Origin of the sequence: Chitinophaga lutea (genome assembly GCF_003813775.1) — a bacterium.
GTDB lineage: Bacteria > Bacteroidota > Bacteroidia > Chitinophagales > Chitinophagaceae > Chitinophaga > Chitinophaga lutea.
This window is the reverse complement of record NZ_RPDH01000001.1, coordinates 155,445-169,408: the sequence shown is the minus strand read 5'-3', so window position 1 is coordinate 169,408 and position 13,964 is coordinate 155,445. Positions and strand designations below refer to the sequence as shown.

Here is a 13,964-nt window from a genome sequence, read left to right as displayed (position 1 = left end):
TTTTTATGTCGCCGGGTCTAGTATTCTATCCGGACCTGGCTGGAGAATTTCTGTGAGATGGAATCCTTGGCCTTTACCGTATCCGCGGGTAAAGTGCGGAAATACACGGCCAGGTTGTACAGCGAATCTTTGGAGGTGTACAGCACCACTTCGCTGTGGCCCCAGTTGAGGCGCTGGGTGTGTTTCTTTTCGGCGGTCTCGCGGTTTTTATACGTCTGGAACACCACGTAATAAGCGATGGTATCGCTCACTGGCGTGGCGGCCACAGGCGCAACGGCCGGTGTTATGGGCACGGTATCCGCCGCAGGAGCGGGCGCCGGTGCGGCATTGACCGCGCTGTCTTCCACAGCGGGCGTGTATCCCTGGAACTGGTCTTTCAGTAAAAAGAAACTCACGATGCCGGCAATCACCACGGCTGGCACCACTACCCACCACCAGCGGAAGCGGCCCTGGCTTTCGAATTCTTCGGGCACCACGGTGGTGTGCTCCACTACTTCGTGGTTCACCACTTCGGTATTACCCTGTAACACTTTGGGCGCGGCTTCGGGGCGCAGTACGGGTTGCAGGGAAATGGGCTGCCAGGCGTCGGGGAGCTCCTGCGCGGTGAAACGGATCTGGCCGAACGGGTCGAGGCGCAGGTTGCCGATACCCGGCAGGTCTACCGGCTGGCCCGTTTGCAGGCTTTCCCGGAACTCCTGGAGGTACTTTTCCATTTTCAGCTTGGCCACCGGCTCCACCAGGTTCTCTTTCTGGGAAATCCAGTGCAGGCACGAACCATCGTCTTCCCAGCGGGTCTCGAAACTCACCTCCTGGCGCGGAGGGGCCAGCACCTGCTCCACCACCGCATAGTGCGCGGGGATGTGCTGGATGGTGAAGGTGCCCACCTGCGGAATGGAACAGGTATGCTGTTTGAAAAGTACTTCTGTTATATAGTGCTGTAACATTGCGGCCTGGTCAATTTGTGTGCAAGTTTACGGAATTTAAAACTTAACCGTCACACCCCCGAGAATGTTGAACCCGTAGCTCTGGTATCCGTTCCAGCGCTCATATTTGGAATTCAATACGTTATTGGCGTTCAGCCAGAGGTTGAAGTTCTTGTGAACGTTGTACACGGCCCCCACATTCAGGTCCTGGGCAGGGCTCGTTTTATCGAAGTCCTTCGCGGGCGCAAGTTTGTAATAAGTGCCGCTCAGCGTGTAGAGGTTGGCGTTCAGGTGGAACTTCTTCCCGAAGGAATACTGCGCAAAAAGGTTGGCCGTGAACGGCTGCAGGCCCCAGGGCTTCAGCTCGGTTTTCTGTTTGTTGTAGTTATACCAGTCCATCGTCAAACGGGCCTGGAATTTCTCTTCCTGGATATAACCCACTTCCACATGCAGCTGGAAGGCCTTCAGCTCTTCTTCCTTGTACACGTCGAACTTCTTGCCGTCGGTGGAGTCGTTCACGAACAGCGGCAGGTCGCGCCAGATCACGGATGCGAACTTGGTGTTGTACGTGAAGTGGCTGCCCAGCGTACCCTTGATGCCGGTGTATTTTTCTTCCACGCGGGTATTGAAAATACTTGCCGGGTAGTTGTTGATGAAAGGGTTCTGGTTGGCCAGGTTGCGGTAATTGTTTTTGTCGATGTAGGATATCCAGCCGCTGCTCAGGATGAGTTTTTTGCGGATGAGGTGCGACTCGTTCACGATGTCTGGCAGGAGGTAGAACTTGCCTTTGGTCCAGGTAGGGTTCACGCCGGCATGCAGCATGAAACCGGGTTTGGTCACTTCCACGGCGGGGTGGATGGCGGCCACGTTGTTGTTGATGGTTTCGTTATTGTCTTCCTTGAAGGTGCTGAGGTCCGCGATACCTTCCGCCTTGATCCAGATGTCTTCAAACAGCTGCTTGCGGATGGGCGCCTTCAGTATCACCGTGTTTTCCATTCTTTTATACGAATCGCCGAACACCACGAACTGTGCGTTGGGGTTGAACTGGAAACCCCAGTCGTTTTGCGGCCGGTTTTTCAGTCCCACCTTGGCGATCACCTCATTGAACGTCTGCCGCACATCGGATTTTTTATACTCATGCACGCTGTGGTCGTAACCGTAATAATGCACTTTGTTCATGTTGTAACCCAGGCTGGCGTTGATCTCGAACAGCGGCGTGAAATAGGTGCCGGAGCCGAGCAGGTTCAGGTTGGCGTAGTCCTGGTTTTCGATATCGCCCTTGGAGGAGGTGTAGTTGAAGAACAGGCCGAAGTTGTATTTGTCTTTCCGCCCGCTGCCGAAGCCCGCCTGAATCAGGGGGGTGGAGTAGTTGCCGTAGCCCACTTTCACGAAGTTGTTCTGCAGCATGAGCGCGGAGGTGTCTTTACCCAGGGCGAGGGGCCGGATGGGCACCGGCTGGTACATGAAGTAGAGGTTCAGCGCAGGCACCTGGTAGCCCAGTTTGGGCCGGGTGGTGTCGATGCCGGGCAGCGAGGCCGTGAGGTTCAGCTTGGCCGCGCCGGGCAGCTTCGGCTGGTATTTTGAAATGATGTCGATCGTTTCCTGCTTGAGCGTATCCTTCTGGGCCATGGCCGCGAACGGCAGGCTGAGGCTCAATACTGATAACGCTGTGATATGTTTTACGTTCATGTGTTCTGATTAAGGCTGTTTGATTTTGGAACCTGCTTTTTCTTCCGCTTCGGCTTTGGCCAGTTTTTCTTTGGCTTCCGCTTTCAGCTCCGGTATGGGGCAGTTTTCCGCAATGCTCTGGAAAGTGGCTTTGGCGTTGAAATAATCTTTCTGGCGGAAGTACACGTCGCCCAGCAGAATGTATGCCCTGGCGGTCCACATTTCGTACGAAGAAGTGTTTTTGATCACGTCGAAGCCGGCCTTTTCCGCGGCGGCGAGGTCGTTCTTTTCCAGGTAACATTTGGCGATGCCGTAGCGGGCTTCGGCGCCGATCTCGGATTTGGTGAGGCCGGTCACGATCTTGTACTCGCTGATGGCATCGTCGTAAGCCTGTTTCTCCTGCTGGGCCTTACCCAGGTAGAAGTGGCCGATGATCTGGTCGTCGGTGCTCAGGTTGGCGGCGGAAAGCAGCTGCTCGGCCAGCGGGGCCACCGCATCCCAGTTCTTCAGCTGGTAGTTGCTGCGCAGCAAACCGCGGGTGGCGGCCAGCGTATTGTCTTTCGTGGTAGACAATGTGCTCAGCTGCTGATAGTATTCCTTCGCCTTCGCATAATCCTTCACCTGGTAATAGTTCAGGTAAGCGGCCTGGAGGGCGGACCGTTCGGCGAAAGGACTGTTGCCGCGGGTGAGCACGAACTCGTAAGCGGGCAGCGCGGCGGCGTAGTCTTTATTGTTATAGAGGCATTCGGCTTTGTAGAAACTGGCCTGCAAAGCGAACTGGCCGTTCGGGAATTTCTGGAGGTAATTGGAGAACGACGTGATGGCGCCGGCATAGTCGCCGTTGCTGAAACGTGTTTCGGCGGCGGCGTAGCTGATGGAGTCTTCCGCGGAAGCGGATACGGATTTGCCGGCGGCTTTCAGCAGCGCCAGGTAATCGTCGGTTTTACCCTGCTCCACGTAAATGTTGCGCACGTTCTGGAGGGCCTGCGTGGCTTCGTTGGAGTTCGGGAATTTCTCCACCACTTCGCGGAAGTATTGCAGGGCCGTATTGTCCTGGTTGGTGTTAAAATAAGCCAGCCCCAGCTTCAGCAGCGCTTTCGGGGCATTGGGCCCGTCGGGCTGTTTCTGCAGCACGCTTTTCAGGTGGGGGATGGCCTCATTGAACCGCTCATCGCTCAGGTAAGTATCTGCGATTTCCATCTCTGCCTCGTTATTGAAACCGGAGGAGGGGAACTTGCTGCCCAGCTGTTTGAGCAGGTTGAGCTTTTCGCCATGTTTGCCCTGTATGCCGAGGATGATGCTTTTCTGGTAGGTGGCGTAATCCGCGCCGGGCTCGTTGGCGGCGATCACACGGTCGTACAGGCCGGTGGCTTTCGGGAAGTCGCGCAGCATGTAATAACAGTCGGCCGAGCGGAGCAGCGCGTCGTTGGCGATGCGGCCGGCATTGGGCCCGCTGGCTTTCTGCGCGCTTTCGAAATACGGCAGGGCGCTGGCGTACTGCTCTTTTTTGAGCAGGCTGTAACCCATGTTGTAGCTGGCGTTCTGCGGATTGGCCTCGCCGGATACGGGCGTGGTGCCGGTATTGAAATATGCCTGGAGGCTGCTGATGGCTTTATCGGTATGCCCCTGGCGCAGGGCGATCTCTCCCTTCCAGAACTGCGCCAGCTGTACCAGCTGCGCATCGTACGGGTTGGCGAGGGAAATGTCGAGCAAACGCTCGGCTTCGGCCAGCTGCTGGTCGTTCACCAGCTGGGTGGCCCGGCCGTAGGCGATTTTCTGGTAGGCTTTGAGCACGGCGGGACTTTTCTCCGGCAGCATGTCCATGATCGCCAGGGCCTCTTTGTAGTTATTGGTGTTGGCGAAGAGCTGCACGAGAATTTCGCGGGCTTCCTTGTTGTATTCGGAGTTGGGGTATTTGTTGATGAAGCCGGTCAGTTCGCCGATGGCCGCATCCTGGTAACCCAGTTCGAAAGAAAGTTTGCCGTAGTTGAAGCGGCTGATTTCCTGCTGTTTGGGATTGGAGCTGTTGCGGGCGCTGTAGGCGAAGGCGTTGCGCGCGTTGGCTTTCTGGCCGGTACGCAGGTAACAGTCGCCCAGCAGGTACATCGAGTTCTGCCCCAGCGAATCTTTTTCGCTGCTCAGCTGTTTGAAGCCCGCGATGGCTTTATCGAGGTTGGCGGTCTGGTAGTAGGTGTACGACAGCTGGTACACGTCTTCTTTCCGCACTTCGTCCGCGTTCTCGTTGTATTCCTCGAGGTAGGGCAGGGCTTTCGGGTAGTCTTTTTTCTCGAAATAGGCCTGGCCCACCAGCTGCTTCAGTTCGCTTTCGTAATACATGCTGCCTTTGCGGATGAGGGGCTCGGCGTAGCTGATGAGCTGGTCGCGCTTGCCCTGGAAATAATAGATCTCCGCGATGTAATAAGGCACCACCGTGCTGTACTTCGGTTCGTTCTGCACCCGCTGGAAGCTGCTGAGCGCCGCGGCGTACTGTTTGTTGTAGTAGGAAATGAAACCGAAGTAGTAGTTGGCGGGGATATAGTATTTGTTCTGTATTTCCTTGATGGAAGCAAAAAGCGGCTGCGCTTTCTGGAAATCCTTCACGTTGAAATAACAGTAGGCCAGTTCGAATTTCGCGTCGGCGATGTCTTCGTTCGACAGATTATCGATGCTGGCCTTTTCGTAATACGGTATCGCTTCGGTGAGTTTGTTCTGATGGAAATAAAACCGCGCCAGCTGGAAGCTGACCATTTGTTCGCGGGCGGAGTTGTTGAAAAACTTCAGGAACTCCAGCGCCTTTTTTTCCGCATCCTCGTTCTGCAATTTCAATGCGCACATGGCGTAGTAATAATGCGCGTCGGTATTCACCAGCGAACGGTTCGTTTCTGAAAAGTAACCGATATCGTCGATCGTTTCCTTGAACAATTGCATGGATACGGCGTATTTTCCCTCACGGTACAATTGCTGCGCTTCCTTGAAGGTTTTGTCCGGCTCGGTATAGACCCGGGTCTGTTGCCCGCTGGCGGCGGTGGCGCCCGTTATACCTGCCATAAGGAAGAGTACATGCAATGGAGGGAGAGGGAAGTTCTTTCGAGTGAATAGCTTCATGCTGTTTATATTATTTCCTGTGTTTTATCCAGATTGTTTTTCCTAAAACGGTTTGTGACCGGAATTATTTCGAACGTAAGGCAGTCCGGCTTTTCCGGGTCGCAGACCGGTACTCAAAAACTTGGCAAAGATGGGGTTTACAAACGAAGCAAATATAAAAGATTATACTTTTTTTGCTCCGGGCAGGTTATCTACCTGATGTGGATAAACTGCAGGATGTGGATAACTCTCGCGGGACGAATGGATTCTTGTCTTGATTTTTTCTTTTTAATCCCGAAATTTGACTTTTATTACAATATATATTACAAACTATATAAATTTAAGTCTGTCCGGGTACTCAAAACAAAATCCGGCTTCTTCAACAAGAATCAAACCAAAAGTCGACTATGAAAAAACTATTATCTGCGCGATTCAGCAACGGGGCTGTACATTTAACGCAACTGGTCCTGCGCGTGGTATTTGGCGGATTGATGGCATTCCGCCACGGATGGCCGAAACTCATGAACTTTTCAGAACGTGCTGACAAGTTTGCGGATCCTTTCGGCGTCGGTTCGTCCATATCCCTGGGGCTCACGGTATTTGCGGAACTGTTTTGCGGCGTATTGCTCGTGTTCGGGCTGGTCACGCGCCTGGCCACCATTCCCCTGATCATCTGCATGAGCGTGATCATTTTTATGATCCACCGCGGCGATCCGCTGGGTGAAAAAGAAATGCCGATCCTTTTCCTGGCCGCATTCGTGGCGATTCTCATCACGGGGCCGGGCAAATATTCGATCGACGGCGCCATCGGAAAATAATGTTGACGGCATCTTTTGCAAAAGTGAAACGCCCCCCGGTGTTTCACTTTTCTTTTTTGGGGGAGGAAAGAGGATACACTACATTTACCATCCAAATTTTACATGGATCATGTACAGTACAACGATTGATATACGCGTGCGGTATGGCGAAACGGACCAGATGGGATATCTCTACTACGGGAACTATGCATTGTATTACGAAGTGGGGCGTACGGACGCCATCCGCCAGCTGGGTTTCACCTACCGCGAGCTGGAAGAGCAGGGCATCATCATGCCCGTGGCGGAGCTGCAGGTGAAGTACCTGCGGCCTGCGTATTACGACGATGTGATAACTGTGAAGACTATACTAAAATCGCTGCCCGAAAACCATAAGATACAGTTCCATTCGGAGCTGTACAACCAGAAGGGCGAGCTGCTGAACGTGGGCACGGTAACGCTTGCCTTCATCGACGCCAGAACCAAAACGCGCACCGTCATGCCGGAAGTGATGCGGGAGAAACTGGCGCCATTTTTCTAAGCAATATCTGAACGAACCGTATGGAAAAAATACTGGCCAGCCTCATCACGATCGGGGATGAGCTGCTGATTGGACAGACGATTGATACCAACTCCGCCTGGATGGCGCAACAGCTCAACGACGCCGGCATCTGGGTACAGCGCCGCGTGGCCGTGGGCGATGAAAAGGCCGCGATCGTGCGCGCCCTTGAGGAAGAAGGCGCCGATTCGCACATCGTGCTCATCACCGGCGGCCTCGGCCCCACGGCCGACGATATCACCAAACCGGTGCTCTGCGAATTTTTCGGGGGGAAACTGGTCCTGGATGAGGCGGCCCTCGAAAACGTCAAAACGATCTTCGCGCGCCACAACGTACCGATGCCCGAACGGAACAGGGAGCAGGCCATGGTGCCCGATGTGGCCACCGTGCTGCAGAACGGCCGGGGCACCGCGCCGGGCATGTGGTTCGAAAAGAACGGGAAGATCTATGTATCGATGCCCGGCGTGCCGCATGAAATGAAAGGCATGATGGAACGCGACGTGATACCCGCGCTGCGGCAACGCTTCGCCACGCCGGCACTGCTCCATCGTACGCTGATCACGAGCGGGCAGGGGGAATCGTTCGTGGCCGACCGCCTCAAAGATTTCGAAACCAACCTGCCCCCGCATATCAAACTGGCTTACCTGCCGAGTTACGGCCTGCTGAAGCTGCGCCTCACCACCGTGGCGCCCGACCGGGCGGTAGCGGAAGCGGAGATAAACGAAGCGTTCGAAGCAATGAAAACAGTGCTCGCCGATATCCGCGTAGCCGACCGCGACGAGCCGATGGGCGTGATCGTGGGTGAACTGCTCAAAACGAAAGGGCTCACCCTGGCCACCGCGGAAAGCTGCACCGGCGGCAAGATCGCCGGCATGATTACCGCCGTGCCGGGTAGTTCCGCGTACTTTAAAGGCAGCGTGGTGAGTTACGCCAACGAAACCAAAACGCAGGTATTGGGCGTACAGGCCGCTACCCTGGAGCAATACGGCGCCGTAAGCGAAGAAACCGTCCGCGAAATGGCGGCCGGCGCGCTGAAGGTGCTGAACACGGATTGTGTAGTGGCCGTGAGCGGCATCATGGGGCCCGACGGCGGTTCGCCGGAGAAACCCGTAGGCACGGTATGGATCGCGGCCGGCGGGCGCAACGGCATCCGCAGCATGCGGTACCAGTTCCGCTACGACCGTGCGCGGAATACGGAAATGACCTGTGTGGCCGCCCTCAATGAACTGCGGAAATGGCTGGAAGCATAATTTTTACCTTATTTTTGTCATCTCTAAATATTTAAACGAGCACATTTATGGCAATAGTCGAACTGGTGATGCCCAAAATGGGAGAAAGCATAATGGAAGCCACTATCCTGCGCTGGCACAAAAAGGCGGGCGACAGGGTGAAGGTGGATGAAACGGTGCTGGAGATCGCTACAGACAAAGTTGACAGTGAAGTGCCCTCCATTGCGGAAGGGGAGATCACTGAAATATTGTTTAACGAAAACGATGTGGTGCCGGTAGGCACGGTCATTGCCCGCGTGCAAACCGAAGCCGGCGCGCCCGTTGCCGCTTCGCCCGCTACGCCGCCCCCCGCAGCGGCCAAACCATCGAATCCCGAAACCCAGTTCCAGACTGCGCCCGCCCGCCCCGAGCCCGCACCCGCAGCCGGCGCCGGCGCCGGCGAAGCCCGTTTTTATTCTCCCCTGGTGCTTACCATCGCCCAGCAGGAAGGCATCAGTTTCGCCGAGCTGGAAAAAATCCCCGGCACCGGCAACGATGGCCGCGTTACCAAAAAAGACATCCTGGAATATGTGGCCAGCCGCGGCAATGCCGTGCAGGAGCCCGAAGTGATCCACGAAGCGCCGAAACCGCAGCAGCCCCGCGAAATCGCCACGGTGCCCGCTTCCAACAGCTACGGCAACAATGTGGAGATCATCGAAATGGACCGCATGCGCAAACTGATCGCAGACCATATGGTGCGCAGCAAACAGATCAGCCCGCACGTGACCAGCTTCGCCGAAGCGGATGTGACCAACATGGTGCGCTGGCGCGATAACGTGAAAAAAGATTTCGAAAAACGCGAAGGCGAAAAAATAACCTTCATGCCGCTCTTCGTGGAAGCGGTGGTGAAATGCATCAAAAAGTTCCCCCTGGTGAACTGCTCGCTCGACGGCGACAAGATCATCCTGAAAAAAGACATCAACATCGGGATGGCCACCGCGCTGCCCAGCGGCAACCTCATTGTGCCGGTGATCAGGAACGCGGATACGCTGAACCTGGTAGGGCTCACCAAACAGGTGAACAACCTGGCCAATGCCGCCCGCCAGAACCGCCTCAAACCGGAAGACACCCAGAACGGCACTTTCACCATCACCAACGTAGGCACTTTCGGGAGCCTTACAGGCACGCCGATCATCAATCAGCCGCAGGTTGCCATCCTGGCCGTGGGGGCGATTAAAAAGCGCCCTGTGGTGGTAGAAACGGAACAGGGCGATTCCATCGCCATCCGCCACATGATGTACCTCTCCCTGTCGTACGACCACCGCATCGTGGACGGCTCCCTCGGATCCACCTTCCTGAGCGCCGTAGCCCAGGAGCTGGAAAACTTCGACCCGGCGAAAGAATATTGATCATCAAGCTTTTCTGATAGAAAAGGCCGCAGGAAACCTCCTGCGGCCTTTTTGTTTGCCTGTGTTTACCCGGGCCAATCCCGCTACCGGCATAGGTAAAACTTTGCCTTTCGTTATACATCCACTGTATTAGCACTGGAATTCCGATATAGTTAAGCCATATCTTTAATAGAATGACGCAACTATGAAGGAGATATGACGGGAATATAAAGGAGATATGACGGAACCCCATTGAAACATAATGTCAGCAATAGTTTCGGGCTATTCGCAGATAAGGCTTGGAGCGTTTCAGCAGAATAAGTGTATTACAAGGGGGATTAACTTTGGTAAAGTGTTGATATTGTTGATGTTCGGAGAGATGTGCCGTTGGCATGGGAATAGGCGTTTACAGGTGCCGTTGCAGGTGGGGCAGGTAAAGTGTCGGTAGGCAAGGGAATGCGTCGCAGGCATGGGAATGGGCGTGTACAAGCTCCGTTGCAGATGGGGGGAGATAATGTGTAAATATCCGGTAGACAAGGAAATATGTCATTAACATGGGAACTGGCGGGAAACCCTGTACCAGGCAGGAAGCAAGAGGGAGATCTTACAAGGAAGGATAGGGGGGAACAAACGGATTTGCGGCCCCGCCGGGCAACAAAAAAGGCTCCCGGAAACGGAAGCCTTTTATAGTCGATGAGTTAGAATTCAGATTAATAACGACGGTCGCGGCCACCGCCACCGTATCCACCGCCACCGCGGTTGCCACCACCTCTGTTGCCACCACCATTGGGGGCTTTAGGGCGGGCTTCGTTAACCATCAGTTGTTTACCTTCCACTTCACTACCGTTCAGACTCTCCATCGCTTTAGTCCCTTCTTCCTGGTTAGGCATTTCAACGAACCCGAAACCACGTGAACGACCGGTTTCATGGTCTTTTATGATTTTTGCAGAGGTTACTTGCCCGAATTCGCTGAAGATTTGGTGAAGGTCCTCATCGTTCAACCTGTAGTGCAGGTTGGCTACGTAGATGTTCATGATAAAAAAATTAAAAAATGAAAAATAATATTGAAGTTAAGGAATTAACTGAATAAAAAAAGATCCTCCCCATTTTTCGCAATCCCGCCGCAGGGGCGGTTTATATGCTCTTTTGGATAAGAATCAGTACTGTAAAGCATTTCGACCGATTATATATATGGTAAAAATATGTGAAATTAAACCCGGTTGACGTTAGATATTAAAATATTTCGTAAATTCAGATAGGGCTGTTTCTAAAAGGCCGGCAATTTATGAAAGCATTGAGCGACACATGGTTTGCAGAGGGTTTCATCGATTTTGAGCTGAAAAAATACACCCTGTTGGCTTACCTCCAGGAAATCAACCGTTATTTCAACGAAAACAAACTGTACCCCCAGCTCGGGGACGTGGTGTTTCACTACAATAACCTGCTGGCATTCAAGGAGAACAAGCAGTTTTTACAGCAGCATTTCCCCAAACGGCTGACGGCCGTTAATATGGAAAAGCTCCAGGTGCTGTACGAGCAGATGATCGCCGACGATGAACTGATGGAAGAGCTGGAAAACATCATGGCGTATTCGCTGCAAAAAATGAACAACACTATCAGGGAAGGCGCGGAGATTTACGAGTTCGTGGAAGAACAACTGAACATCACGCCCGTGGGCCTCATTCCGCTGGATGTGCAGGAAGGGTACATGCTGCTGTGCGATGGCCGCGCGAGCGACACGAGGGTATATCAGTACCGCCTCACCATTTTCGAGCGGCACGATGAGCGTTTCCGCGGCATCCACACCGACTATATCAGCACCTACACCCGCAACCTCGCGCATAGTTCGGTGAGCATCAAAACCGACCTGATCCGCCACCGGCGGGAGTTACCGAACCCCGCGGTATATACCGTTGAAACGGATCTCGTGTTCCCGCTGGAAGAAACACTGCTGCCTGTTGCAAAACGCTGCCTGGTGAAGTATATTACGGTGAATCCCGCGTAATATGCACCAGATAACGAGCGAGGCGCTGCAGGACTTCGATGTGTTCCGCGGCGAAGTGGATCCGTACCTGGCCGCAAACGGCCGCCAGCCCGACCTCCGGGCGTGGACGATCATCAATGTGCTGATCGGTGATATGATACTGCTGCGCAACGGCCATGCCGCAGATGCGTTCGCACAACAACTGGAGGCGGACATCCACAAAACGCTCGCGGCCGCGGAAGTATTCGCGGAGCTAAAGGAGATCGCCGACAGGAAAATAAAGGCGAACAACCTGAAAGGCTGATGCTACGGGAGTTTGATGGTTTTCGCGGGTTCGTTGCCGAACTTCACTTCCACGGTATATTTCATCGGCGCATAATAGGTGCCGATAATGTTGCGGATCTTTTCCTTGCACTGCTCAAGATAGATCGCGTTGTGCTGCAACTGGTCGCGCGACGTTTCATAGAGTTTTTTCTGCACGTCGGTATACGTTTCATCGTCTGAAAACATGAGCCAGCCTTTTTTGTTGGCCGTTTCCATCTGGCTGAGGCGCAGCTCGTAACTCAGCAGCTGCGGGGCCGGGAGGGATACCGTCACTTTTTTATCGCTCACTTTGACGTCGAAATTCTTTTCGTTGACATCCACGCCATACTTCGCCGTATAAGGCACCGTTACCCAGATCGTATTTTCCGCGAACACTTTTTTCAGGTTGTCTGTCCATGCCCCGGAATTGTCCACATTGCTGCGTTTGATGGAGGCGTTGCCCTGTACTTCCAGGCTGGCCAGTTCCGCGATTTCCTTTACGATGAGGCTGTTGGACAGCACCTGCTGGTTCACGGTCCTGGAACCGAAACGCTGGCCCAGCCAGAAAATGAAGACGATGAACAAAATAACGACCAGCCATTGGAGGATCCTTTTCATAAGATACGATTAGAGTGAGGTGGGCACCGCGCCGTAGTTTTGTTCGAAGCGGCGCACCATGAATCTTTCGGGGTAATCAAATACGATGAAACCGAATTGCGCGTACAACCCCTGTGCGTCCTGCGTCATGAGCGACATGCGGCGCAGCGTCTGCAGCTCCGGGTGCGCGAGTATCACTTCCATCAGCCATTTGGACAAACCCTGCTTGCGGAACGCGGGGAGGATGAACACATCCGCCAGGTAACCGAACGTGGCGCGGTCGGTGATCACCCGTGCAAAGCCCACCTGTGATCCTTCGTGGTACACGCCGAAGCAGAGGGAGTTGGCGATGGACGTTTCCACGATGGACAAGGGCACGCCTTTGGCCCAGTAAGAGTCTTCAGACAGGTATTGGTGTATCACACCGAGCTGTAAAAGCGCGGGGTCGGAAGAAATACGGAAGGGACCACGTTGGGAGGTGACTGGTTGCATGGCAGCATATCGTTGAGTTCGCGTTAAAAATAACAAAAACGCCGGAATCATCTTCCGGCGTTCCTGAATATTCCGTACGCTGATAAATTACGCATATCGCTGTTTGCGCAGGATACGGTTGTATAACTGCGGTGTAAGCCCCGTCACTTCCATGAACTGGCGTTCCAGTGTGTGGCGGCTTGTTTTGAAACGCAGGGCGAGGTCGAGCATCGCAACCTGGCCTTTCTGTTCGGCGAGGTAATCCACGATCTCGTCTACCTGGCGCAGCGCCGTTGTCTGGCAGGGGAGCAGGCTTTCCAGCGCATTGTCGAGCACCTGCTGAATGGCAACGGCATCGAGCGCCATGGCCACGCGCAGCTGGTCCGCGGTCTGTTTCCAGCGGGCGTCCATTTTGCCGAGGTCGCGGAAATAATTGGTCACCGATTCCATGCTGATGCCCATCAGCCGGTGGCTGGCGTAAGCGTTCAGCTGCACGATCACAGCGTTCATCGGCCCGGTTACCCGCGCGTCAACACGACAGGTAAAGGGCCCCGTAACGGCTACTTCGGGTAATTCAAAAGCAGCGTGGTCGGCCGGTTTGAAAGAAAGACCGCCCTGCTGGATGAATACCAGGTACTGTTTGCCGGCTGTAAAAAGTTTTTTCCCTGTGATGTCTGCCGCTGAAGTGATGTTCTCCAGAACAATGTACTGTTGCACGAAGGGGTGCAACGTTTCTTTGGGATGAAGGATATAGGTGTTCATAGGTCTGATTGCATTTGTTGGTTCAACCCATCCGCTCGTAAAACTGATGTAAATATACCGAAATTACCATATGGTGATTCATTTTAATTAGATAATTTTTTAACATTTGATGAAAGGATTGAAAATCTTTCAGTTAACGACAAAATAACAAAACCGGGGTTGCGGGACCGGCTTTAGGGGGCTTGATTGAATAGGTGGTTGAGAATCAGGTTGTATGGGGGGC

The 13,964-nt window shown here is 53.9% G+C and carries 13 protein-coding genes; 6 read left to right on the top strand and 7 right to left on the bottom strand.

Annotated features, from left to right (window positions below; genetic code table 11):
* Window positions 1–17: 17 nt before the first annotated feature.
* The 3 genes from EGT74_RS00595 to EGT74_RS00585 are packed head-to-tail and all read right to left on the bottom strand — an operon-like array spanning window position 18 to window position 5,639.
* Complete coding sequence (locus EGT74_RS00595; protein WP_123844508.1) at window positions 18–944, bottom strand: HU domain-containing protein; 927 nt, start codon at window positions 942–944, stop codon at window positions 18–20.
* Between the two features lie 36 nt (window positions 945–980).
* Window positions 981–2,612 carry a porin family protein gene (locus tag EGT74_RS00590; protein WP_123844507.1) on the bottom strand — a complete coding sequence of 544 codons (1,632 nt, stop codon included), beginning with the start codon at window positions 2,610–2,612 and terminating at the stop codon, window positions 981–983.
* 9 nt (window positions 2,613–2,621) lie between these two features.
* Window positions 2,622–5,639 (bottom strand): tetratricopeptide repeat protein, encoded by a 3,018-nt coding sequence (locus tag EGT74_RS00585; RefSeq protein WP_158617944.1) that lies wholly within the window; start codon window positions 5,637–5,639, stop codon window positions 2,622–2,624.
* A gap of 443 nt (window positions 5,640–6,082) precedes the next feature.
* On the opposite strand from EGT74_RS00585, the gene EGT74_RS00580 reads away from it, so the two are divergent.
* The 4 genes from EGT74_RS00580 (at window position 6,083) to EGT74_RS00565 (ending at window position 9,645) form a co-directional block, all read left to right on the top strand.
* Window positions 6,083–6,493: a DoxX family protein gene (locus EGT74_RS00580; protein ID WP_123844505.1), complete on the top strand. Its 411-nt coding sequence runs from the start codon at window positions 6,083–6,085 to the stop codon at window positions 6,491–6,493.
* Window positions 6,494–6,602: 109 nt separating this feature from the next.
* Window positions 6,603–7,010 (top strand): acyl-CoA thioesterase, encoded by a 408-nt coding sequence (locus tag EGT74_RS00575; RefSeq protein ID WP_123844504.1) that lies wholly within the window; start codon window positions 6,603–6,605, stop codon window positions 7,008–7,010.
* Between the two features lie 20 nt (window positions 7,011–7,030).
* Window positions 7,031–8,278 (top strand): competence/damage-inducible protein A, encoded by a 1,248-nt coding sequence (locus tag EGT74_RS00570; RefSeq protein WP_123844503.1) that lies wholly within the window; start codon window positions 7,031–7,033, stop codon window positions 8,276–8,278.
* A 47-nt stretch (window positions 8,279–8,325) separates the two neighbouring features.
* Window positions 8,326–9,645, top strand: coding sequence for a dihydrolipoamide acetyltransferase family protein (locus EGT74_RS00565; protein ID WP_123844502.1), 1,320 nt, complete (start codon window positions 8,326–8,328; stop codon window positions 9,643–9,645).
* Between the two features lie 689 nt (window positions 9,646–10,334).
* On the opposite strand, the gene EGT74_RS00560 is transcribed toward EGT74_RS00565, so the two are convergent.
* A complete protein-coding gene (locus EGT74_RS00560; protein ID WP_123844501.1) occupies window positions 10,335–10,658 on the bottom strand; it encodes an RNA recognition motif domain-containing protein in 324 nt (107 codons plus the stop codon).
* A 251-nt stretch (window positions 10,659–10,909) separates the two neighbouring features.
* Here EGT74_RS00560 and EGT74_RS00555 point away from each other — a divergent pair, with 251 nt between their 5' ends.
* Together EGT74_RS00555 and EGT74_RS00550 are read left to right on the top strand one after the other, a co-directional pair.
* Window positions 10,910–11,629 carry a hypothetical protein gene (locus EGT74_RS00555; protein ID WP_123844500.1) on the top strand — a complete coding sequence of 240 codons (720 nt, stop codon included), beginning with the start codon at window positions 10,910–10,912 and terminating at the stop codon, window positions 11,627–11,629.
* 1 nt (window position 11,630) lies between these two features.
* Window positions 11,631–11,912: a hypothetical protein gene (locus EGT74_RS00550; protein ID WP_123844499.1), complete on the top strand. Its 282-nt coding sequence runs from the start codon at window positions 11,631–11,633 to the stop codon at window positions 11,910–11,912.
* 2 nt (window positions 11,913–11,914) lie between these two features.
* On the opposite strand, the gene EGT74_RS00545 is transcribed toward EGT74_RS00550, so the two are convergent.
* From EGT74_RS00545 to EGT74_RS00535, 3 genes are all read right to left on the bottom strand, one after another.
* The gene (locus EGT74_RS00545) at window positions 11,915–12,529 is read right to left on the bottom strand and encodes a DUF4230 domain-containing protein (protein WP_123844498.1); all 615 of its coding nucleotides are present in this window, start codon (window positions 12,527–12,529) and stop codon (window positions 11,915–11,917) included.
* Between the two features lie 9 nt (window positions 12,530–12,538).
* Window positions 12,539–13,000 carry a GNAT family N-acetyltransferase gene (locus tag EGT74_RS00540; RefSeq protein ID WP_123844497.1) on the bottom strand — a complete coding sequence of 154 codons (462 nt, stop codon included), beginning with the start codon at window positions 12,998–13,000 and terminating at the stop codon, window positions 12,539–12,541.
* An 87-nt stretch (window positions 13,001–13,087) separates the two neighbouring features.
* Window positions 13,088–13,741 (bottom strand): DUF6597 domain-containing transcriptional factor, encoded by a 654-nt coding sequence (locus EGT74_RS00535; RefSeq protein ID WP_123844496.1) that lies wholly within the window; start codon window positions 13,739–13,741, stop codon window positions 13,088–13,090.
* Window positions 13,742–13,964: the final 223 nt, after the last annotated feature.

Excerpts from the sequence above, each read along its gene's own strand:
- EGT74_RS00595 (WP_123844508.1), bottom strand. The coding sequence starts at position 944 with ATGTTACAGCACTATATAACAGAAGTACTTTTCAAACAGCATACCTGT.
- EGT74_RS00590 (WP_123844507.1), bottom strand. The coding sequence starts at position 2,612 with ATGAACGTAAAACATATCACAGCGTTATCAGTATTGAGCCTCAGCCTG.
- EGT74_RS00585 (WP_158617944.1), bottom strand. The coding sequence starts at position 5,639 with ATGGCAGGTATAACGGGCGCCACCGCCGCCAGCGGGCAACAGACCCGG.
- EGT74_RS00580 (WP_123844505.1), top strand. The coding sequence starts at position 6,083 with ATGAAAAAACTATTATCTGCGCGATTCAGCAACGGGGCTGTACATTTA.
- EGT74_RS00575 (WP_123844504.1), top strand. The coding sequence starts at position 6,603 with ATGTACAGTACAACGATTGATATACGCGTGCGGTATGGCGAAACGGAC.
- EGT74_RS00570 (WP_123844503.1), top strand. The coding sequence starts at position 7,031 with ATGGAAAAAATACTGGCCAGCCTCATCACGATCGGGGATGAGCTGCTG.
- EGT74_RS00565 (WP_123844502.1), top strand. The coding sequence starts at position 8,326 with ATGGCAATAGTCGAACTGGTGATGCCCAAAATGGGAGAAAGCATAATG.
- EGT74_RS00560 (WP_123844501.1), bottom strand. The coding sequence starts at position 10,658 with ATGAACATCTACGTAGCCAACCTGCACTACAGGTTGAACGATGAGGAC.
- EGT74_RS00555 (WP_123844500.1), top strand. The coding sequence starts at position 10,910 with ATGAAAGCATTGAGCGACACATGGTTTGCAGAGGGTTTCATCGATTTT.
- EGT74_RS00550 (WP_123844499.1), top strand. The coding sequence starts at position 11,631 with ATGCACCAGATAACGAGCGAGGCGCTGCAGGACTTCGATGTGTTCCGC.
- EGT74_RS00545 (WP_123844498.1), bottom strand. The coding sequence starts at position 12,529 with ATGAAAAGGATCCTCCAATGGCTGGTCGTTATTTTGTTCATCGTCTTC.
- EGT74_RS00540 (WP_123844497.1), bottom strand. The coding sequence starts at position 13,000 with ATGCAACCAGTCACCTCCCAACGTGGTCCCTTCCGTATTTCTTCCGAC.
- EGT74_RS00535 (WP_123844496.1), bottom strand. The coding sequence starts at position 13,741 with ATGAACACCTATATCCTTCATCCCAAAGAAACGTTGCACCCCTTCGTG.